At 53.8% G+C, this 19,751-nt stretch carries 21 protein-coding genes; 9 read left to right on the top strand and 12 right to left on the bottom strand.

Translation table 11 applies throughout. The features are described 5' to 3' along the window. The first annotated feature begins 64 nt into the window (after window positions 1–64). Genes rng through Q8W32_RS06530 form a run of 3 tightly spaced genes read left to right on the top strand, consistent with a single transcriptional unit; the run spans window position 65 to window position 6,413 of the window. A complete protein-coding gene (rng, locus tag Q8W32_RS06540; protein WP_303432702.1) occupies window positions 65–1,516 on the top strand; it encodes a ribonuclease G in 1,452 nt (483 codons plus the stop codon). Between the two features lie 8 nt (window positions 1,517–1,524). Beyond that, complete coding sequence (locus Q8W32_RS06535; protein WP_305414203.1) at window positions 1,525–5,616, top strand: YhdP family protein; 4,092 nt, start codon at window positions 1,525–1,527, stop codon at window positions 5,614–5,616. Next, window positions 5,613–6,413: a carbon-nitrogen hydrolase family protein gene (locus Q8W32_RS06530; RefSeq protein WP_305414202.1), complete on the top strand. Its 801-nt coding sequence runs from the start codon at window positions 5,613–5,615 to the stop codon at window positions 6,411–6,413. Before Q8W32_RS06535 ends, Q8W32_RS06530 begins: the two co-directional genes overlap by 4 nt. A gap of 10 nt (window positions 6,414–6,423) precedes the next feature. Here Q8W32_RS06530 and yjgA read toward each other — a convergent pair whose 3' ends face one another. The 12 genes from yjgA to Q8W32_RS06470 form a co-directional block, all read right to left on the bottom strand. Further along, window positions 6,424–6,936 carry a ribosome biogenesis factor YjgA gene (gene yjgA, locus Q8W32_RS06525; protein ID WP_303432699.1) on the bottom strand — a complete coding sequence of 171 codons (513 nt, stop codon included), beginning with the start codon at window positions 6,934–6,936 and terminating at the stop codon, window positions 6,424–6,426. Between the two features lie 79 nt (window positions 6,937–7,015). After that, complete coding sequence (gene mgtE, locus Q8W32_RS06520; RefSeq protein ID WP_303432698.1) at window positions 7,016–8,374, bottom strand: magnesium transporter; 1,359 nt, start codon at window positions 8,372–8,374, stop codon at window positions 7,016–7,018. 216 nt (window positions 8,375–8,590) lie between these two features. Next, window positions 8,591–8,860 (bottom strand): HPr family phosphocarrier protein, encoded by a 270-nt coding sequence (locus Q8W32_RS06515; protein WP_303432697.1) that lies wholly within the window; start codon window positions 8,858–8,860, stop codon window positions 8,591–8,593. Between the two features lie 38 nt (window positions 8,861–8,898). Further along, entirely contained in the window at window positions 8,899–9,771 is an 873-nt protein-coding gene (gene rapZ / locus Q8W32_RS06510; protein WP_303432696.1) for an RNase adapter RapZ, read from the bottom strand. 24 nt (window positions 9,772–9,795) lie between these two features. Then, on the bottom strand, window positions 9,796–10,254 hold the full coding sequence (ptsN, locus tag Q8W32_RS06505) for a PTS IIA-like nitrogen regulatory protein PtsN (RefSeq protein ID WP_303432695.1): 459 nt from the start codon (window positions 10,252–10,254) through the stop codon (window positions 9,796–9,798). Window positions 10,255–10,257: 3 nt separating this feature from the next. Continuing rightward, entirely contained in the window at window positions 10,258–10,560 is a 303-nt protein-coding gene (hpf, locus tag Q8W32_RS06500; RefSeq protein WP_303432694.1) for a ribosome hibernation-promoting factor, HPF/YfiA family, read from the bottom strand. A gap of 50 nt (window positions 10,561–10,610) precedes the next feature. After that, window positions 10,611–12,101 carry an RNA polymerase factor sigma-54 gene (locus tag Q8W32_RS06495; protein WP_303432692.1) on the bottom strand — a complete coding sequence of 497 codons (1,491 nt, stop codon included), beginning with the start codon at window positions 12,099–12,101 and terminating at the stop codon, window positions 10,611–10,613. A 128-nt stretch (window positions 12,102–12,229) separates the two neighbouring features. Next, window positions 12,230–12,955 (bottom strand): LPS export ABC transporter ATP-binding protein, encoded by a 726-nt coding sequence (lptB, locus tag Q8W32_RS06490; RefSeq protein ID WP_303432690.1) that lies wholly within the window; start codon window positions 12,953–12,955, stop codon window positions 12,230–12,232. Then, complete coding sequence (gene lptA / locus Q8W32_RS06485; RefSeq protein ID WP_305414200.1) at window positions 12,952–13,488, bottom strand: lipopolysaccharide transport periplasmic protein LptA; 537 nt, start codon at window positions 13,486–13,488, stop codon at window positions 12,952–12,954. Before lptA ends, lptB begins: the two co-directional genes overlap by 4 nt. Further along, window positions 13,478–14,041 (bottom strand): LPS export ABC transporter periplasmic protein LptC, encoded by a 564-nt coding sequence (gene lptC, locus Q8W32_RS06480; RefSeq protein WP_305414199.1) that lies wholly within the window; start codon window positions 14,039–14,041, stop codon window positions 13,478–13,480. The genes lptA and lptC overlap by 11 nt, the downstream gene beginning before the upstream one ends. Beyond that, on the bottom strand, window positions 14,041–15,012 hold the full coding sequence (locus tag Q8W32_RS06475; protein WP_303432685.1) for a KpsF/GutQ family sugar-phosphate isomerase: 972 nt from the start codon (window positions 15,010–15,012) through the stop codon (window positions 14,041–14,043). Before Q8W32_RS06475 ends, lptC begins: the two co-directional genes overlap by 1 nt. 2 nt (window positions 15,013–15,014) lie before the next feature. Next, window positions 15,015–15,980, bottom strand: coding sequence for a calcium/sodium antiporter (locus Q8W32_RS06470; RefSeq protein WP_303432684.1), 966 nt, complete (start codon window positions 15,978–15,980; stop codon window positions 15,015–15,017). Window positions 15,981–16,187: 207 nt separating this feature from the next. Here Q8W32_RS06470 and Q8W32_RS06465 point away from each other — a divergent pair, with 207 nt between their 5' ends. The 6 genes from Q8W32_RS06465 to Q8W32_RS06440 all read left to right on the top strand — a co-directional run bounded on the left by Q8W32_RS06465 (window position 16,188) and on the right by Q8W32_RS06440 (window position 19,745). After that, window positions 16,188–17,000: an ATP-binding cassette domain-containing protein gene (locus tag Q8W32_RS06465; protein ID WP_303432683.1), complete on the top strand. Its 813-nt coding sequence runs from the start codon at window positions 16,188–16,190 to the stop codon at window positions 16,998–17,000. Between the two features lie 2 nt (window positions 17,001–17,002). Next, on the top strand, window positions 17,003–17,785 hold the full coding sequence (gene mlaE / locus Q8W32_RS06460; protein ID WP_305414198.1) for a lipid asymmetry maintenance ABC transporter permease subunit MlaE: 783 nt from the start codon (window positions 17,003–17,005) through the stop codon (window positions 17,783–17,785). 2 nt (window positions 17,786–17,787) lie between these two features. Next, a complete protein-coding gene (gene mlaD / locus Q8W32_RS06455; RefSeq protein ID WP_303432681.1) occupies window positions 17,788–18,249 on the top strand; it encodes an outer membrane lipid asymmetry maintenance protein MlaD in 462 nt (153 codons plus the stop codon). A gap of 102 nt (window positions 18,250–18,351) precedes the next feature. Further along, the gene (locus tag Q8W32_RS06450) at window positions 18,352–19,011 is read left to right on the top strand and encodes a phospholipid-binding protein MlaC (protein ID WP_303432680.1); all 660 of its coding nucleotides are present in this window, start codon (window positions 18,352–18,354) and stop codon (window positions 19,009–19,011) included. Beyond that, entirely contained in the window at window positions 19,008–19,319 is a 312-nt protein-coding gene (locus Q8W32_RS06445) for a lipid asymmetry maintenance protein MlaB (protein ID WP_303432679.1), read from the top strand. The genes Q8W32_RS06450 and Q8W32_RS06445 overlap by 4 nt, the downstream gene beginning before the upstream one ends. Window positions 19,320–19,499: 180 nt before the next feature. Beyond that, window positions 19,500–19,745 carry a BolA family protein gene (locus Q8W32_RS06440; protein WP_303432678.1) on the top strand — a complete coding sequence of 82 codons (246 nt, stop codon included), beginning with the start codon at window positions 19,500–19,502 and terminating at the stop codon, window positions 19,743–19,745. Window positions 19,746–19,751: the final 6 nt, after the last annotated feature.

Here is a 19,751-nt window from a genome sequence, read left to right as displayed (position 1 = left end):
TCCAGATAGTTTCTGGTTTTGCTGCGCCATTATTGACCCGTCAAAACAATAAAAGGATCTGGTAATGAACGCAGAAATCTTGATGAATATTACACCAACCGAGACGCGGGTTGCCGTGGTAGAAAACGGTGTATTGCAAGAAATAGTCATTGAGCGCACCAATCATCGTGGCCTGGTTGGCAATATTTATAAAGGCAAGGTGGTGCGGGTATTACCCGGCATGCAGGCCGCTTTTGTGAATATCGGCCTGGAACGAGCGGCTTTTATTCATGCCGCTGAATTGGGCCACCCTGATAGCCAGACGCCGATTAACCAGCTGTTGCATGAAGGCCAGTCGCTGGTGGTGCAAGTGACCAAGGATCCGATCGGTACCAAGGGTGCACGATTGACGACCCAGTTGACGATTCCTTCCCGCTACCTGGTGTATATGCCGGGTGCAGATCACGTAGGGGTTTCCCAGCGTATCGATGACGGAGGTGAGCGTGACCGTCTCAAGCATATGGTGCAGGACTGCATGGACGCCGAAGGCCTCACTGGAGAAGCAGGATTTATTCTACGCACGGCGGCAGAAGGCGTCGGAGAAGAAGAAATCCTCGCCGATACCCGTTATTTGCGACGTTTGTGGCGCAAGCTGGAAGAGCGGATCAATGAATTCTCATCCCCTGCGGTGGTATATGATGAGCTGCCCCTGTATTTACGTACCCTGCGGGATTACGCCCGCCCGGAAGTCGACAAGATTCTGGTGGACTCCCGTGAGACTTTTGAAAAAATCCTGCAATTCTCCCAGCAGTACGTTCCAGAAATAGAAGACCACCTGAATTATTACCATGGCCCGCGGCCGGTGTTTGAGCTGTATAGCGTGGAAGACGAGATCCAGCGAGCGCTGGAACGTAAAGTACCGCTGAAAAGTGGCGGTTATCTGGTCATTGACCAGACCGAAGCCATGACCACTATTGATGTTAATACCGGTGGTTTTGTTGGCCGCCGCAATCTTGAAGAAACCATCTACAAAACCAATCTGGAAGCCGCCAATGCAATCGGCCGCCAGCTGCGGCTGCGTAATCTCGGCGGTATTATCATCCTCGACTTTATCGATATGACCGAACCGGAGCATCAGCGTCAGGTGTTACGGATGCTGGAAAAAGTGCTGGAAAAAGACCACGCTAAAACCAAAATCAGTGGTGTCTCAGAGCTGGGGCTGGTGGAAATGACTCGCAAGCGTACCCGGGAAAGCCTCGAACAGATGCTGATGGAGCCGTGCAAGGCCTGTGATGGCCGGGGTTCTGTGAAAACCCCCGAGACCGTCTGCTACGAAATTTTCCGGGAAATCCTGCGCGAAGATCGCGCCTATGGCGCTGATACTTATCTGGTGCTGGCCAGCCAACCGGTGTTGGACCGTTTGCAAGACGAAGATAGTGACGGCCTGGCAGATTTGGAAGCATTTATTGGCAAAACCATTAAACTGCAAGTTGAATCCCTGTACGCACAGGATTATTACGACATCATCTTGCAATAGGAATCGGCATGAGGTTTCTCGGTGCCTGCTGGACGCAACTATGGATAACACTGGTGGTTGGACTGGTGATGACGGCACTGTATACCAGTGCCGGGCGTCAGTTGATCCCGCTGGTAGAAAGCTGGCATCCGGATATCGAGCAGCAACTGACCCAGCAACTGGGGCAGCCGGTTGTGATAGGCAAGGTAGAAGGCGACTGGCGTTATTTGTCACCGATTGTCCGGCTGCGTGACATTGTCGTCGGCGTCGCACCGGATCAGGTTTCACTGCGGCGCGTGGAGCTGGAACTGGACGTCAGTGCCAGCGCATTTTACCAGCTGCCGGTGTTCAAGAGGATCGAAGTCGAAGGGCTGGAGCTGCCGCTGCGACGCGCTCCGCAACAATGGTTTATTGGTCAGAACTGGGCGTTGTCGTGGCAGCAGCCCAGTAACACCGGCACCGACTCTACGGCAGCTTCTCCAGCCGCTTCCGGAACTTCCCAATCGCTTGGCCCTCGCCAGCCAGAACAGCGTCCTTTGTGGGCGCGGTTGCTGGAATTACAGCAGCGGATGGAAATTACTGACTCCCATATCCAGCTCCAGAATGCCAATGGCAAAGTCGATCAGCTACAGATCGAACAGCTGCTGTGGCGTCACCAGGGCGGCAGCCAGTCGATACTGGGCAAGCTGTCCTGGGGACGAGAGCAGCTGGCTGATATTACCCTGAATGCGGTGCTGGATGGCCAGGTCTGGCCTTGGCGTGAACAGAACGGCGAAGTGTTCGCCTATGTTGAACCTCAAAGCTGGACGCGCTGGATTCCGAATGACCTGCCGATGGAGCTGGTGTTCAACCAGCTGGACGCCGGAGCGGATGTCTGGTTAAAAATCCATAATGGCGAATTGTCCCAGGTCTATGCTGATCTCAATATTGAGCAACTGGAGCTGACCACCCGTGAACAGCCACTGAGCCTGAGTGAAGGCCGGATTCAGCTGGGTGGGGAGCATCATGGCGATGACTGGCATATGCGCATCATGCCCGACCTGGGCGATGCCGTGCCGGTGCATGATTTCACCATCAGTGCGATCAGCTTGCCGGAACAGTCGCGGGGCTGGCAGCTGGGGCTGGCGCAGCTGGAAATCAGTCAGGCGATAGGCTATTTGATGGAGCATGGTCTGCTGCCAGATCCTTTCGATCGTTATCTGGGTAATATCCAGCCTGGTGGCCAGGCGCAGGATGTGCGGATTTCCTTTTTGCCGGAGGCCGAGACCAATGACGCTATCGATGTCCGGGCGCAGTTGCAGAATATCCACGGCAGCGCCTATCAGGGCATTCCGGGCATGAAAGGGCTGAACGGCCATGTGCATTTACAGCCCAGGGTTGGCCGTATCGACTTCAAGGACCAGACCGCCACGATTGATTTGCAAGGCGTATACGATGAACCATGGTCTCTGAGTGGACTTTCCGGTGCGTTTCACTGGCGTATCCAGCCAGAGGAGTCCCGTATCTGGCTGACAGGGTTACAGGCTCGCTGGCAACATTTGCAACTCCGCAGTGAGTTGTCGATGACTCTGCCATCCCGTGCTTCCGGGCGCGACAGTCGTTTCAGTCTGCTGTTGGGAATGCCCCGAGCCACCATGACAGACCGCAGCCGCCTGTTACCCGATTTGCTTGACCCTGAAGTGCGACACTGGCTGGATACCGCACTCCTGAGTGGCAAGCTTTCCAACGGGGCTTTTTTGCTGGATGGCGTACTGGACGAAGAGCGTCCGGATAACAGCCTGACAACCCAGCTCTATATGGACGTCCAGCGCGGCGAGCTGAAATATCTCGAAGGCTGGCCGGTGGTTGGTAACGTGACCGGGCGGGTCTTGCTGGATACACCGTCAGTAGATGCCTGGGTTGATGGTGCCGATACGCTGGGAGGGCATATCGAGAAAGGTGCGCATATCCGTTTGCGCAGTGGTGCCGATCATTCAACCCGGCTGTTGCTCAATGGTCGCCTGAAAGGGGATAGCGGTGCCGCACTGCGCTATTTTACCGACACACCACTACAAGAGGTGGTGGGACACGCCTTTGATCACTGGCAAGGACAAGGGAGCCTGCAGGCGGTCATGGCGATGGATATGGCTCTGGGGGACGATAGCGGCGATCCGGAAATGCGTATCGAGGCTCAACTCGACGATAACCAACTGCGTCTGGATGACCTGAATCTGGAGATTACCGGACTGACCGGTGCGCTGGTTTATGATTCGATTGCCGGCCTGTCTTCGCCTCGTATGGAAGGGCATGTAATGGGGGGAGATATGGTGGCAAAAATGACCTCCAAACCGCTGCCCAATGGATTTTCCACCCAGCTTCGCGCCGATGGTCGAGCGACCATGGCGGCCTTTAAGCAGTGGCTGCCAATGTTTTTACTGGACCCGGTAACGGGTGATCTGGGCTATCAGGCCACGCTGGATCTGAATACCACCTCTGGTGATGTACGTTTTGCCCTGGATACCAATCTGGATGGCACTCTCATCGACTATCCGGCGCCACTGGGCAAAGCGGCTGCCGATGCCTCGCATCCCTTGCATGTTACCGTTCGACCCGGTCGCGAAACCCGTATCAGTATGAATTACGATGATCGTATCCGGGGGGTGTTTGCACTCGACGATCAGGGGCTTAATCGGGGACAGGTGTATCTGGGCAAGAGCGAACCGTTTTTGCCCAGTGACAGTGGGGTTGAAATTCGTGGACAGCTGGATACGCCGGTCAATGCCGAAGATTGGTGGGATATGTGGCTGCGGCTGGAGCCATTGGCACTGGCCGAAGAAGCAGCAAGCAGTACAGCGGCCGCGGGTTCTGGTCCGGCAGCAGAGCAACCAGGCAGTGATACCAACGCCGGTACACGCAGCAGCACCTCGGAGAATCCGTTACGGCTGGTGGATTTGATCTTTACCCGGTTGGATGTCTGGGATATGGCACCCGGCCCAACTCATGTTATTGCCCAGCAGAACTGGGGGGAATGGCAAACCCGTATCGATAGTGAACTGATGGCCGGTGATGTGGTGCTGAGTGCCGGGAGTGATCCTGTGCAGATGACACTGGAATATCTGCATATGCCACAAACGGATGACGTGGTGAAAGAGCCTGGCCAGCGGGGTTCACTGCTGGGTGAAGTACCGCTTGATCAGCAGCTGACAGCGGTATTGGCCGACGATACCTTGCTGGATATGGTACCGGCAGACTTGTTACCAATGGATATCCAGATTGCCGAGATGATTATCGGGAGCCGTAATTTGGGCCGCTGGTCTCTGAGCAGTCGTCCCATTGAAAAAGGGCTGGCATTGACGATCAATGATAGCGATATGAAAGGTCTGAAATTCAATGGAGATATTCGTTGGCTGCAGGAAAAGGATGGCCACCGTACTTATGTCGATATGCTTAAAGTGCGCGGCAAGGATATTGGCAAGGTGCAGCAAGCCTTCCGGCAAGAGCCCATCATTGATGGCAAGGAGTTGACGGCCTCAGCCAGCCTGGAATGGCGAGGATCGCCACTGGCGTTTAACCCGGTGAGTCTGCAGGGGTTGGTGAGCTTGCGTATTAATGATGGCGTCTGGAAAACCGAAGGAACCGGCGCATTAAAAGCATTTGGTATTCTGAACTTCAATTCCATTTCCCGCCGCTTGCAACTGGATTTTTCCGATTTGTATCAGTCCGGTATGGCGTTTGATGTGATGAAAGCCAAGGCTGATATCGTGGATGGCACCTTGACCTTCTCTGAGCCATTGGTGGTGGATGGCCCTGGAGCCAAGTTTCTTGTATCGGGCAATACCAATCTGGTGACAGAGACTCTGGATATGAAATTGGCCGTCACCTTCCCGGTGACCGGCTCCTTGCCGCTGGTGGCGGTGTTGGCTGGGTTTGCGCCTCAAATTGCCGGGGCGATTTATGTCACGGAAAAACTGATTGGTGACGAATTGGAAAAATTCACCAGTGCCAGCTACGACATTACCGGGCGCTGGAGCACCCCGAAAATGAAAATCCGTCAGGCCTTTGACAATGATGTGGACGGCAAAAAAAGTCGCAGTTTCAAACAGCGTTTCCTGAGTATTTTTGGACTGGAGGAATCCCGATGACGAAAGTGGCAGCAATCCAGATGAACAGTCTGGCAGCACCAGAAGATAATTTTCAACAAGCCGTGACTCTGTTGAGGCAAGCCAAAGAAGAAGGAGCAGTGCTGGCATTACTGCCAGAAATGTTTCTCAGTATGGACGGTAAATGTTATCAGGATCTGGCTCGGGAGCTGAGCTGGGTGGATCGGCTGGGTGACGTGGCGCGTGATCTAGGGCTGTGGCTGGTGGCTGGTGCCATCCCGCAACCGGCACCTGATCCTGCGGAGCCTCGGCTCCGCTCTGCCTGTCTGGTATTTGACGATCAGGGAGAGCTGGTCGCTCGTTACGACAAAGTGCATTTGTTTGATGTGGCGGTGGGTGACTCTCAGGGCCAGTATCGAGAATCTGAACGCTTTTGCCCCGGCGACGCGGTGGTGGTGGTGGATACACCAGCAGGCCGTTTGGGGCTGAGTATCTGCTATGACCTGCGGTTTGCCGAGTTATACCGGCTGTTACGGGAACAAGGGGCAGAGTTGCTGGCAGTACCAGCAGCCTTTACATGGAAAACCGGAGCGGCTCATTGGGATGTCTTGCTACGCGCTCGTGCGATTGAGCAGCAATGTTATCTGATTGCCGCCAATCAGTGTGGCTGGCACGATCGCAAGCGCCAGACCTGGGGGCACAGTCAGATTGTTGATCCGTGGGGTACGCCGTTAGCGGTGCTTGAGGAAGAGCCGGGCGTTGTCTGTCAGACGATTGATCTGGAGGAATTGCGGTGCTTGCGTCAGAACATGCCAGTGGCAGAGCACCGGCGGTTCTGATCAGAGAGGGCTATTCCGTTTCGGTTTTGATAAATTGGAACAGGCTTTTATAGGCCTTGCCGGGCTGGGCATTGTCTCCAGCCATCTCCTTTTGGGCATTACGCACCAGGTTACGCAGTTGCTGGCGATCAATCTGCGGGTACTGATCGATAAAGTCATTCAGGCCGCTGTTGTCTTGCAGTAGCCGGGTACGCCACATTTCATACTGGCGCTGGCGTCGGCCGTAGGCATCGCTGGATGGATCCATCAGGTCGATTTTTTCCTGGATGCCGGCGATGTCTTCATCTCGCATCACGCGGCCGATGTACTGCAAGTGACGGCGTTTGGCACCATGTTGTTTGATGCGGCGGCTTTCTTCCAGAGCGGCATGCAGCACATCACTGATGGGCATATCGTTCCATAGTGATGGGTTCAGTTCGGTCAGTCGTTCTCCGAGTGCTTGCCAGCGCTCGGCTTCCCGTTTCATTTCAGATTTGCTGACCAGCTCGTATTCTTCATCTGGCTGGGAGTCAAAGTCGCTCATACAAGGTTGCTCATTATGGTTCCGACCGTAGTCGCTAAAATGGTGTGCAAGGGATGATCCATAAGGATACCCGGCACATCTAGATATAAATCAGAGTAGCCAGTCCGAGGAATGACATAAAGCCAACCACATCGGTGACTGTCGTCAGGATAACACCACCGGCCAAGGCGGGATCAATACCACGGGCCTTGAGAATTTGCGGCAATGCGGCACCCACCACAGCAGCAGCCATCAGATTGATAATAATCGCGGCGGACATGATCAGTGACAGCTTGATGTCGTTGAACCATACCCAGGCCATAATCGCAATAATGATGGCCCACAACCCGCCGTTGAGGGCTGCGACCAATAATTCACGATGAAAAAGCCAGCGGAAGTTGGCACCACTGAGATGCCCGAGTGCCTGGCCGCGAATCACCAGTGTCAGTACCTGGCTGCCGGCAATACCGCCCATGCTGGCGACAATCGGCATCAGTACCGCCAAAGCAACAACGGCTTCAATGGCCTTGTCAAACAGACCGATAACCGCAGAAGCAATAAAGGCGGTAATCAGATTGATGCCCAGCCAGACCGCGCGCCGGCGGGCGGTTTTGAGCACCGGGGCGAAGGTGTCTTCATCATCGTCGAGACCGGCCATGCTCATTAATGAGTGGTCGGCGGTTTCCCGGATCACATCCACCACGTCATCAATGGTGATACGGCCAAGCAGCATGCCATTGGCATCCACCACCGGGGCCGATACCAGATCATGGCGTTCAAACAGCTTGGCGACTTCCGTTTCATGCTGGGTTGCCTGGATCACCATGATCCTGCCGGTAGACATCACTTCGCGCACGGTTTGTTGGGGGTCACTCACCAACAGTTTGCGGATGGGCAAGGCACCGATAAATTCGTTTTGCCGGTTCACCACCAGAAGGTTGTCGGTCATGTCTGGCAGTGACTGGTGACGACGCAGATAGCGCAGCACAACATCCAGAGTAATATCCGGACGAATCGTGATGGTGTCGGTGTTCATCAGACCACCGGCGCTGTCTTCCGGGTAGCCCAGAATGGCTTCAACCCGGGCGCGATCCTGGTGGTCCATCGAGCTCAGAATTTCCTGGGTCACTTGCTCAGGAAGTTGCTGGAGCATATCGGCGATGTCATCGGAATCGAGGTCAGCGGTGGCATCGACCACCTGCTCTGCGCTCATGTCGCTGAGGAACTGACTCTGGATATCGATCGACAGGTATTGCAGTACCTCACCTTCGATGCCTTTGTCGACCAGCTCCCAGATGACTTTCCGGGCTTTGGGCGGGGAGGATTCGATCAGGTGGGCGACATCAACAGGGGCCAGGCCGGAGTTGATGATCCGGCGTACGCGTGCCATGGCACCGGACTCGAGCGCTTCGTTCAGGCTGTTGAGTTTGGATCTGGCCTTTTCGCTGAGTTCTGCCATGGAAGCCCCGGTACGGAGTGAATGATTGATTCTAGCCTGAATCACCGAGTGTGGCTATCCGGGGAATACTGAAACTACTCGCATTGATATCGCTAGTGATTTGATTTTATAGGAAACTTTGATTGTTGGAGGAAGTGTTCTGGGGAATATGGCGGTCGTTGACCGCCGTTGTTGGAGGCAAGAACAGGTCGGCTATCGAACGGCTGTCAGGTGTTTTTATTCACCCTCATCAAAGCGACGATTGATCAGGTCGCAGAGTGCGTCCAGTGCTGCCTGGGCATCCTGGCCCTCTGCTTCGATATAAAGATCGGTACCCTTGCTGGCGGCGAGCATCATCACGGCCATGATACTTTTGGCATCGACCATGCGGTTTGGATAACCCACCTTGATGGTTGCGCCGTAGCTGGCCGCGGTTGATACCAGTTTGGCGGCTGCCCGTGCGTGTAAACCCAGCTTGTTGATGATGGTGATTTGCGTGTTAACCATCCAGGCTCCCGAAACGATTGGATTGTGGGTAATAAGCATCAGTGGCTGTGATGGGCAGCAGACCTGAGCTCGCGGTGACGTACCTGTACATTGCCAAATTCTTGTTTGAAGGCTGCGGTCAGGCGTTCTGATAAATACACTGAGCGATGTTGACCGCCAGTACAGCCAATGGCAATGGTCAGGTAGCTGCGGTTATTTTCGGCAAAACGGGGTAACCAGCGCAACAGGTAAGTACGGATGTCATCAAACAGTTCGGTGACTTCCGGCTGGCTGGATAAAAAATCGATAATCGCCTGATCCTGTCCGGTCAGGGGACGTAATTCATGTTGCCAGTAGGGGTTGGGCAGGTTGCGGACATCAAATACAAAATCGGCATCCAGAGGAATCCCCTGCTTGAAGCCAAAGGACTGGAACAGAATGGCCATATCCGGGGTGACTTTCTCGGCTACTCGCATCTTGATCAGGCTGCGCAGCTCATGGACTGACATGCGGGTGGTATCCAGCGTCAAGTCAGCCAGGTTGGCAACAGGTTCGAGCAATTCGGTTTCGCGCTCGATGGCTTCTGCCAATGAGATATTGTCATTGGTGAGGGGGTGTTTGCGACGGGTGGAGCTGAAGCGTTGTAGCAGGACTTCTTCGGTGGCATCCAGAAATACAATATCGACCTGGCGATACTGTCCGGGTAAGCAGGTCAGTACCTGGGTCAGCTGTTCCATGGCGTCGGGCAAATTACGCACATCGACACTGACAGCGACATTGGCGCGTTTTTCGGCGCTGTAGGGTAAATCCGCCAGTGCGGGCAACAGATCAACCGGCAGGTTGTCGATGCAATAAAAACCGAGATCTTCGAGCACGGCCAAAGCGCTGGACTTGCCTGAGCCAGAGCGGCCACTGATCACAACCAGGCGCATGATGCGGTCTCCGTATTGGTCTGGTTAGTGGTTGGCCAACGCTCGTTGGTACAGTTCCTGATCGCTGCTGGCACTACGCAATTGCTGACGGTAATCATTCTGACTGAAATTTTGCGCCAGTGTGGCGAGAATTTGCAGATGATCGTCCGTTGCTTCTTCAGGGACTAATAAAGCAAATACGAGGTCAACCGGTTGATGGTCAATGGCATCAAAATCGATGGCCTCTTGCAAGTGAAGTAACACGCCGACGGCTTGTTCGCATTGCCGTAAACGACAATGGGGGATTGCGATGCCTTCACCAATGCCAGTACTGCCCAGACGTTCACGTCCAAGCAGGCGTTCAAACACTTCGTCCGAACTGCTGCCGTCAACTTTTTCGGCAATCAGTCCGGCAAGAAACTCCAGCAATTTTTTTTTGCTGGTAATGGCGACGTCGGTACGGGTGCATTCTGGCAGTAGAATATCGGCAATCGCAATGCTCATAGGTCAACCTTGCCCGTGCTGTCGGGCAATCAGTTTTTCTTTGTGTTTCAGGAGTTGACGGTCCAGTTTGTCGGCCAGCAGATCAATGGCGGCATACATATCGTCGTGAGTTGAGGTGGCGTGAAAGTCAGCACCACTGGCATGCAGGGTGGCTTCTGCCTGTTGTCGGCCTTTTTCCAGGGTCAGTGTGATCTGGCCAGAAGTAATCGGGTCGACATGACGCTCAAGACGAACCAGTTTTTCCTTGACGTATGCTTCCATGGCTTCGGTCACTTCAACATGGTGTCCACTGATATTGATGCTCATAAACGGCTCCTTATCGCTCGCTTGTATCGAACAGAGATCGACGCTATCGGTCAGATCAATTGTTTCCGCTCATTGGAAGGCGGAATCATCATGGCTTCACGGTATTTGGCCACCGTGCGGCGTGCAACCTGAATGCCCTTGTCGCCCAGCACAATGGCAATTTTGTTATCACTCAGGGGTTTACGCGGATTTTCTTCGCTGATCAGTTTTTTGATCATGGCGCGAATGGCGGTGGATGAACATTCGCCACCGGCGTCAGTACTGACGTGGCTGGAGAAGAAATACTTCAGCTCGAAAATACCACGAGGTGTGTGCATGAATTTTTGCGTGGTGACCCGTGAAATGGTTGATTCATGCATACCAACGGCATCGGCAATATCATGCAATACCAGAGGTTTCATGGCTTCTTCGCCCTGTTCAAAGAAGTCGATTTGGTACTCGACAATTTTGGTGGCGACTTTCAGCAGGGTTTCGTTGCGGCTTTGCAGGCTTTTGATAAACCAGCGCGCTTCTTGCAAATGGTCTTTGAGGAAGGCGTTGTCGGCACTGCTGTCGGAACGTCGCACCAGTGAGGCGTAGTCGGAGTTGACACGCAGCTTGGGGGCGATATCCGGGTTAAGCTCAACACGCCATTCATCACGGATATTACGAACAATCACGTCCGGTACGACGTATTCTGACTGCTCGGAGCTGATATCAGCGCCCGGCTTGGGGTTGAGTTCTTTAACCAGACGCAGGACGGCTTTGAGGTCTTCTTCCTTGAGCCGGGTTTTGCGCATCAGGGTGGGGTAATCTTTACTGCCCAGCAGGGCGATGTAGTCGCCGATCACCAATTTGGCTTCTGCCAGCCAGGGTGTTTCGGCAGGTAGCTGGTTGAGCTGAAGAATCAGGCATTCACGCAGGTCGCGGGCAAAAACACCGGCGGGGTCAAACTGTTGCAAGCGTTTGAGGACGGCCTGGATTTCATCTTCTTCAACACCCAGTTCCGGGTCAATTGAACCGAGTATGTCGTCGATGGTGGTGTGCAGATAGCCATCGTCATCAACCCCGTCGATCAGCATGGTGGCGATCTCGCGATCGGTGTCACTCATGGGAGTCAGGTTCAGCTGCCATTCAAGATGATCTTGCAGGTCGTCTGTGGTGGCATGACGGGAGTCATAATCAAAGTCGTCATCGCCAACCGGGCCAGAGCCTGAGGAAACCCCGGCCGTGGTCTGGAACGTATCATCCCAGTTGCTATCGACTGGCAGATCATCTGGCATCTTGTCATCAGACCATTGCTCACCCAGTTCCTGGGTGTCGGCATCGGTCGTGGCCGCTGTTGCGGTGACTTCCCTTTCCTGATCTGCATTGGTTTGCTGTGCATCCGGGAAGTCGTCGTGCTCGGACTCTTCGAATTCCAGCATGGGGTTGGAGTCCAGGGCTTCCTGGATTTCCTGTTGCAGATCGAGGGTAGACAATTGCAGCAGTCGAATTGCCTGTTGCAGCTGAGGGGTCATGGTCAGCTGCTGACCCATTTTTAACTGAAGCGATGCTTTCATACAGCGTTATTATTCATCGGTTGTCGGCATGGTCTGTGCATTATACGCCAGCCTGTGAGACAGGGAATGCTTTTCATGGTGGCGAATGAAACAGCGCTGGGCATCATAGCCCTGCAAGCCGATAAGATTCAAAGATGGAAGTCATGACCAAGGTAGATAGCCCGAACCTGTTCGTTGGCGAGTACATCATCAGCGCTGCCTTCGGCAATTATGTGTCCACCGCCTACGATATAGGCTTTTTCACAAATTGCGAGAGTTTCGCGGACGTTGTGGTCAGTAATCAGTACGCCGATGCCACGTGCCTTGAGTTGACGAATGATATCCATAATGTCAGCGACCGAGATCGGATCAACACCGGCAAAGGGTTCATCCAGCAAAATAAAGGAGGGTTCGGCGGCCAGGGCGCGGGCTATTTCGACCCGTCGTCGCTCGCCACCAGACAGGGCCATGCCGAGGCTGGTACGAATGTGCTGAATGTGAAATTCATCCAGTAGCTGTTCCAGCTGTTGCTGACGTTGGGGTTTGTTCAGGTCTGACCGGGTTTCCATGATGGCCATGATATTGTCTTCGACGCTGAGTTTGCGGAAGATCGACGCTTCTTGTGGCAAATAGCCAATGCCTTTCTGGGCGCGGCCGTGCATGGGCAGATGGCTGATATCGTCATCATCGATACTGACACGCCCCTTGTCGGCTTGTACCAAGTTGACAATCATATAGAAACAAGTGGTTTTACCTGCGCCGTTAGGGCCCAGCAAGCCGACAATTTGTCCGCTGCTGACCGCCAGGGAAACGTCCTTGACGACTTCGCGGCCGTTATAGCTTTTGGCCAGATGTTCAGCCTTGAGCGTTTTCATGGTTGTACGTCCGTGTTGGGCTGGGGTTGGATAATCACTTGAATACGCTGGTTGTCGTCAGCGCCGCCAGTGCCACTGCCGGATGTTTCTGCGCCACTGGCTGAGACGGTTTCCTGTTCAATGTCATAACGGATCAATTCGCCACTGAAGAGGTTGTTTTCCTGACGCAAGGCGGCGTCTCCCTTGAAGGCAATTTCCTTGCGGTCGGCGTAAAAATCAATACGTTTGGCCGTTGCTCTGGTGATCGGTTTGTCGCTGCTGACCTGTTGCTGGTAGCGAGCCGGTTGACCTTCGGCAATCGCTTGTTTGAGCGCCTTGCCATCCAGTATCAGTGTCAGACGATCGGACTCGATGGTCAGTGTGCCTTGCTTTAGTACGACATCGCCTTCGTAGACGACCATACCAGTCTTGCGATCGAGTTCGGCGCGGTCGGATTCGATGATCATTTCTTGTTGCCAGTCTTCAGGCAAAGCCTCGACCGTGGTCGCCAAGACACTGCCAAAGAACAGCAGGGCGGTCAGTTTATTGTACATACCGGGTACTCACGTGTGCTTGAAGGTCGAGATGTTGGCGTTTGATATCCAGCGTCATACCTGTTGCATGGGTGATGTTATTGCCATGACGAATGATGACAGGTTCAGAGGTTGAAGCGGTGGCTGATGCGGGCTGGTAAAGCAACAGGCTGGTGGTGATGCTGAATGTATCAGCATTTTCTGCTGCCGTGGCCAGAGAGCGTACTTCCACCTGCTGGCTGAGTTCAACCTGGCTGTCGGTATCCATAATGCGGCCTGATTGAGCGCTGACTTGCCAGTGTTGCTGCGGGTCTGTTTGTGTCGTAATCACCGGGTTTTCCAGCCGGGTTTCCGATAATGACGGAATATGGCGAGAGCCATCGGCCGATAACATCTGTTGTAGCTGGCCATCCGCATCGTAACGACGGTGTTGTAATTGTTTGCCGTAATAATCCGGTTCAAGACTGGTCACCGGCGTTGCTGCCGTGACCAGCTCAGTGGTATAGCGCTCTACCGCCAGCAAGGCGAGGCCAACGGCCACTGCCAAGACCAGCAGCACATAGCGCTTGCGCATCAGATAACTCCAGCACGCAGCAAGTCGTGCATGGTGACAACACCACAAATATTCTGACCGTCGGTAACGACCAGGGCATTGATCTTGCCGTCTTCCATGATTTTTAACGCTTCGGCAGCCAGCATACCGGGGATGATGGTTTTGGCCTGGCGGGTCATCAGGTCTGAAATCAGGGCGGAGTGGATATCGACACCATGATCAATGGTACGGCGCAGGTCGCCATCGGTGAAAATACCCACCAATTCACCCGCTGCCGTTTGTACGGTGGTCATACCGAGACCCTTGGTGGTCATTTCCAACAGGGAGCGTGACAGGCTGGATTCGGGTCTGACGACCGGAATTTCCCGGCCGCTATGCATGATGTCTTCGACTTTTAATAACAAGCGTCGACCCAGACTGCCACCGGGGTGGGAAAAGGCGAAGTCTTCTGCCGTGAACCCACGGGCTTCCAGTAACGCAATTGCCAGGGCGTCTCCCAATACCAGAGCACTGGTGGTTGATGAGGTAGGCGCCAGGCCCAGCGGGCAGGCTTCAGAATCCACACTGGCGTTCAGGTGAGCAGCCGAGGCAAGGCCCAGGGTGGATTGCGGGTTACCGGTGATACTGATCAGGGGCACTGCCAGACGTTTCAACAGAGGCAACAAGCTGGTTACTTCGGCGGTTTCGCCGGAGTTACTCAGGGCAATCACCACATCGACGGATGTGATCATCCCCATATCCCCATGGCTGGCTTCGCCAGGGTGGACAAAAAATGCCGGGGTTCCTGTACTGGCCAGTGTAGCCGCAATTTTGCGACCAATATGGCCGGATTTGCCCATGCCTGACACAACAACCCGGCCTTTGCAGGACAGCATCAGCTGACAAGCAGTTTTGAAATTGTTGTCCAGCATGGCGGACAGGTTGTGAATCGCACGTTGTTCCAGTTCTATGGTACGTAGTGCCGACGACAGGAAATCAAATTCAGTGTTCATTGTTATCCATTACTTGTCATTACAAACAGAGTGGCCAGGTAGCCAAGGTAACTCAGTCCTAGCAGGCTGCCACTGAATCGTCCCATCACGCCACTGCGGCGATTGAGTACAAACAGCACCAGCAATGCCAGCGTCAATGACAGCATAACAGGCAGATCGCGATGCAGAGCCATCGGCTCGACCGCTACGGTAGCGATCAGGCCAGGCACTGGCATTACCGCGAGCAGGTTGAAAATGTTGGAGCCAATCACGTTACCGATGGCAATGTCGTGATGTCCTTTCAATGCGCTGGCAACAGAGGCCGCCAGTTCTGGCAGGCTGGTGCCAATGGCGACGATGGTCAGACCAATCACCAGGTCACTGACCCCAAAGTTATGGGCAATGATGGTTGCGCCCCAGACCAGAGCCTTGGAGCTGGCCATCAGGCAGACCAGTCCGGAGACGAGCCAGAAAACAGCCATTTTGGTGGGCAGCGATTCAATTTCTGCGGCTTCATCTTCGTCGACAATGGGTTCACCACTCTCATCGGACTCCTGGAACAGGATGTACATGGTGGCGACCAGACCGGCCAGCAGAAGGAGGGAATCAACATAACTCAATTCCAGGTCGGCCAGTGTCAAGCCCGCCAGAATGCTGACCAGCAACAACAGTGGCAGCTCTTTGCGCAGTAATTTCTTTTTCAGCGGAATCGGGCTGACCAGCGCCGTAATCCCCAGTACCAGGCCAATGTTGGTGATGTTGGAGCCGAGGGCATTACCCACAGCCAGGTTGCCAACACCATCCAGAGTTGCGACGGCAGAGACAAACAATTCAGGAGCGGATGTGCCAATGGAAACAATCGTCAGCCCCACCATTAGCGGTGACATGCCAAGGCGGCGAGCTGTTGCTGCAGCTCCAAGGACAAATTTGTCGGCACTCCATACCAGGACAACCAAGCCGATTAAGACGGCAACCAGTGCTGTGATCATGATGCTCCTGCAGACAGACTCTGCTCAGACGTACTTGATGATAGAAGAGGCCGCATTGTACCGGAGGGGCGCAGAGGCGCAATTGGAACAATGCGTTTTGTTGCAGGTGAAAGACATCACAAAAGCGGCGTTGGTTCTGAAGGATCAATCCGCTATGCTAGCGCTCACTTTAAATCCCGTATTTCCGGCCCGGGAAAGGACGCTTTCATGGTGGTTGAGCAACCCTACATTTCGGTGCGTGATCTGGTCTTTACACGCGGCGACCGGCTGATCTATGACGGCCTGTCTGTTGATTTCCCCCGTGGCAAGGTGACGGCTATTATGGGCCCGAGCGGTACCGGGAAAACAACCCTGTTACGTTTGATCGGCGGACAATTGACCCCAGACCAGGGCTCGATCGTGCTGGCGGGGGAGGAAATCACCACGCTCAAGCGCCCGCAATTGTTCGAATTACGCAAACAGAAGATGGGGATGTTGTTCCAGACCGGTGCTCTGTTTACCGACCTGAACGTTTTCGACAACGTCGCATTTCCTTTGCGTGTTCACACTGATTTGCCGGAATCCATGATTCGGGATCTGGTACTGATGAAATTGGAAGCCGTTGGTTTACGCGGTGCCCGTAATTTGAATCCTGCTGAATTGTCCGGTGGTATGGCGCGTCGTGTGGCATTGGCCCGTTCCATCGCCATGGATCCGGAACTGATTATGTACGATGAGCCTTTTACCGGCCTCGATCCTATTTCGATGGGTATGATTGTCAAATTGATCAGGGGACTGAACAAAGCCCTTGGCTTGACCAGCTTGCTGGTCTCTCACGATGTAGAGGAATGCTGTGGCATTGCCGATTACCTCTGCCTGGTATCCGGAGGCAAAGTAATTGGCTTCGGTTCACCAAATGAGCTGTTACATGAAGGCTCCGATGAAGTTCGGCAGTTTCTCAGCGGCGACCCGGATGGGCCTGTGCCGTTTCATTATCCGGCAAATGATTATCGTGAGGATATTTTGGCAGGAGGTAACTGAGCATGCTTGAGCGATTGCAGTTGTTGGGCCGCAAAGGCTTGTCTTCAATTGAAGCCCTCGGTTCCGCTTCGCTGCTGTTATGGCACTCCCTGTCCTGGGGTGGGCCGGGCAGTGCTAATTTTTCCGATCTTATACGTCAGCTTTTTGCTGTTGGTGTACGCTCGCTGAGCATTATCGCCGTGGCCGGTTTTTTTGTCGGCATGGTGCTGGGGCTACAGGGTTACACCATTCTGGTTGATTTCGGCTCCGAAGCCGCACTGGGGACGATGGTATCGCTGACCCTGTTGCGCGAGCTGGGACCGGTAGTGACCGCTCTGTTGTTTGCCGGGCGAGCAGGTTCTGCCCTGACGGCGGAAATCGGCTTGATGAAAGCCACCGAGCAGCTGTCGGCGATGGAAATGATGGGGGTTGACCCGCTGAAACGCGTGATCACACCGCGTTTGTGGGCCGGTATTATCTCTATGCCATTGTTGGCGGTGATTTTCAGCACCGTCGGCATCTGGGGCGGGGCGTTTGTCGCAATCGATATGCTGGGCATTGATGAAGGTGCCTATTGGGGCAATATGCAGGCATCGGTTGAATTTTATAACGATGTGATCAAGGGAGTGATCAAGTCAATTGCATTTGGCTGGGTGGTGACCTGGATTGCAGTCTATCAAGGCTACGCATCAATGCCGACGTCTGAAGGTATTGGTAAGGCAACAACCCAGACGGTGGTGATTTCCTCGCTGGCGGTATTGGGACTGGATTTTGTACTGACAGCAGTCATGTTTGGAGGCGTTTAATTATGCAAAAGCGTTCTATAGAACTCACCGTTGGGGCTTTTGTGGTGATTGGTATTCTGGCGCTGGTACTGATGGCTCTCCGCGTCAGTGGCTTGTCGATGAGCGATGCCGGAGATACCTATACCATCAAGGCCCGTTTTGAAAATCTGGGCGGGCTGAATGAGCGAGCCAAGGTATCCATGGCCGGTGTGACCATTGGCCGGGTTACCCGGGTTTATCTGGATAAGGAATGGTACTCTGCAGTGGTTGAAATGGAAATCACCAAGGATATGAGTACCCTGACCAGCGATACTTCTGCAGCCATTCTGACCGCGGGTTTGCTGGGCGAGAAGTATATTGGCCTGACTGTTGGGGCTGAAGACGATTATCTGCAAGAAAACGATTGGATAGAAGATACCCAGTCAGCTCTGGTGCTTGAAGAGCTGATCGGACGTTTCCTGTTCAGCAAGGCGGAAGAAGGCTGACAAATGCTTTGATCTGATGGTCGCTGTCATTTTCAGGTCATGACATAACAATAAACTGGCACTACATGAAGAGAGGGAAATATCATGATTCGGTGGCTATTAATGGCTATGGTTTTGCTGTCCCCGGTGTCTGGAGTACAGGCTCTGGAATCGGAAGCACTGGGTGAACACGCGCATGAAGTGGTACGCAGAGTAACAACCCGGGTTATGGAAAATATCAACACCAATCGCGACTTGTACGAAAGTGACAACGCCAGGTTCTACTGGGAATTGGAAGACGTACTGGGTCCAATGGTGGATTTTCGTCGTTTGACTCGCAAGATTATGGGGCGGCATTACTTCGATGCCAGCAAGGCGCAGCGTCAGCGTTTTGCCCGTGCCTTCAAGCGCAGTTTGCTGAGTTCTTATGCGACGGGGCTGATTGAATTTACCGATTATGAAGTGCGTATGTTGCCTCCGCGCAAGGATTTTGAACATACTTCTTCCAACACCCTGGTCGATCTTGAAGTAATCACTCCCAGTGGTCGGATATTCCCGATTACCCAAAGCATGTATTACGACCTTTCCGCCTACTCCTGGAAAGCGCAAAACGTGATTGTGAATGGCATTAATATCGGCCAGTTATTCAATGAGCAGTTCACCCAGTTGGTTGACGATAAAAACGGCAATATCGGTGCCGCGATTGAACAGTGGATTGATGATTTACAAGAACAGGGCCGCGAGCTGCGTAAACGCGCCGTGATAAATGGTACGCAATCATGACCCGACTTGACGCAGTATCAGCCAGCCTGGCCTGTATTGGTGGAGACTTGCTAGCCTCCACCGTGGTCGAGCTGATGGAGCCAGGGCGTGACATGATCCGCCGTAGCGGTGGTGAGTGGTGTCTGGATATGGCCGATGTCGATCGGGTTTCCAGTGCCGCGGTGGCGTTATTGCTCGATTGGATGAGAACGGCACAGCAGGCGGATGTCAGCATGACTGTCCGTGCGGTACCGGAACGTTTACTGCCGATTCTGCGAATCAGTGATCTCGAAGGGCTGTTTGCTGAGATTCTGGTGGCCGAAGCATAACGACGGCATCCTGGTGAACGTGTCTGGAGTGGTGGGCTGGGTTACAAAGTCCGCCAGAAATAGTGAACACGGCACACTAACTATGGCCGAATATCGCTGGAGGTTCCCCCTTCCACTTATTCTGGCCCTCTAAATCCGCTATCATTCCCCGCTTTCCAATTCCCTGACTGGTGGAGTGTTATGGCGCCGTCTGCAATATCCGAGATTCTGACCTTGTTGAATACCCAATTGCCCGATATTCAATGGCATGTTGATGGCGATGGCTATCAATATCTGGTTGAAGGAGTCGGTGATCATTTTGAAGGCCTTAACGCAGTCAAACGCCAACAAGTGGTTTACCAGGTGTTGAACCCTCTGATCGCCGCTGGCTCACTGCACGCAGTGACCATCCGTACTTTCACCAGCGCTGAGTATGCTGCGCGCTGATTTTTG

Origin of the sequence: Oceanobacter sp. 3_MG-2023 (assembly GCF_030688925.1) — a bacterium.
Classification (GTDB): domain Bacteria; phylum Pseudomonadota; class Gammaproteobacteria; order Pseudomonadales; family Oceanobacteraceae; genus Oceanobacter.
Note: the sequence above shows the minus strand (reverse complement) of the source record. Positions and strands in the feature narration are given on the sequence as shown.

Bases quoted from the DNA above. Each gene is read 5' to 3' on its own strand.
- lptA (WP_305414200.1), bottom strand. From the start codon at position 13,488: ATGTACAATAAACTGACCGCCCTGCTGTTCTTTGGCAGTGTCTTGGCG.
- rapZ (WP_303432696.1), bottom strand. From the start codon at position 9,771: ATGCGCCTGGTTGTGATCAGTGGCCGCTCTGGCTCAGGCAAGTCCAGC.
- Q8W32_RS06440 (WP_303432678.1), top strand. From the start codon at position 19,500: ATGGCGCCGTCTGCAATATCCGAGATTCTGACCTTGTTGAATACCCAA.
- Q8W32_RS06495 (WP_303432692.1), bottom strand. From the start codon at position 12,101: ATGAAAGCATCGCTTCAGTTAAAAATGGGTCAGCAGCTGACCATGACC.
- rng (WP_303432702.1), top strand. From the start codon at position 65: ATGAACGCAGAAATCTTGATGAATATTACACCAACCGAGACGCGGGTT.
- hpf (WP_303432694.1), bottom strand. From the start codon at position 10,560: ATGAGCATCAATATCAGTGGACACCATGTTGAAGTGACCGAAGCCATG.
- Q8W32_RS06465 (WP_303432683.1), top strand. From the start codon at position 16,188: ATGGTGGTTGAGCAACCCTACATTTCGGTGCGTGATCTGGTCTTTACA.
- Q8W32_RS06470 (WP_303432684.1), bottom strand. From the start codon at position 15,980: ATGATCACAGCACTGGTTGCCGTCTTAATCGGCTTGGTTGTCCTGGTA.
- Q8W32_RS06535 (WP_305414203.1), top strand. From the start codon at position 1,525: ATGAGGTTTCTCGGTGCCTGCTGGACGCAACTATGGATAACACTGGTG.
- lptC (WP_305414199.1), bottom strand. From the start codon at position 14,041: ATGCGCAAGCGCTATGTGCTGCTGGTCTTGGCAGTGGCCGTTGGCCTC.
- Q8W32_RS06445 (WP_303432679.1), top strand. From the start codon at position 19,008: ATGACCCGACTTGACGCAGTATCAGCCAGCCTGGCCTGTATTGGTGGA.
- mlaD (WP_303432681.1), top strand. From the start codon at position 17,788: ATGCAAAAGCGTTCTATAGAACTCACCGTTGGGGCTTTTGTGGTGATT.
- ptsN (WP_303432695.1), bottom strand. From the start codon at position 10,254: ATGAGCATTGCGATTGCCGATATTCTACTGCCAGAATGCACCCGTACC.
- Q8W32_RS06450 (WP_303432680.1), top strand. From the start codon at position 18,352: ATGGCTATGGTTTTGCTGTCCCCGGTGTCTGGAGTACAGGCTCTGGAA.
- Q8W32_RS06530 (WP_305414202.1), top strand. From the start codon at position 5,613: ATGACGAAAGTGGCAGCAATCCAGATGAACAGTCTGGCAGCACCAGAA.
- mlaE (WP_305414198.1), top strand. From the start codon at position 17,003: ATGCTTGAGCGATTGCAGTTGTTGGGCCGCAAAGGCTTGTCTTCAATT.
- yjgA (WP_303432699.1), bottom strand. From the start codon at position 6,936: ATGAGCGACTTTGACTCCCAGCCAGATGAAGAATACGAGCTGGTCAGC.
- lptB (WP_303432690.1), bottom strand. From the start codon at position 12,955: ATGAAAACGCTCAAGGCTGAACATCTGGCCAAAAGCTATAACGGCCGC.
- Q8W32_RS06475 (WP_303432685.1), bottom strand. From the start codon at position 15,012: ATGAACACTGAATTTGATTTCCTGTCGTCGGCACTACGTACCATAGAA.
- mgtE (WP_303432698.1), bottom strand. From the start codon at position 8,374: ATGGCAGAACTCAGCGAAAAGGCCAGATCCAAACTCAACAGCCTGAAC.
- Q8W32_RS06515 (WP_303432697.1), bottom strand. From the start codon at position 8,860: ATGGTTAACACGCAAATCACCATCATCAACAAGCTGGGTTTACACGCA.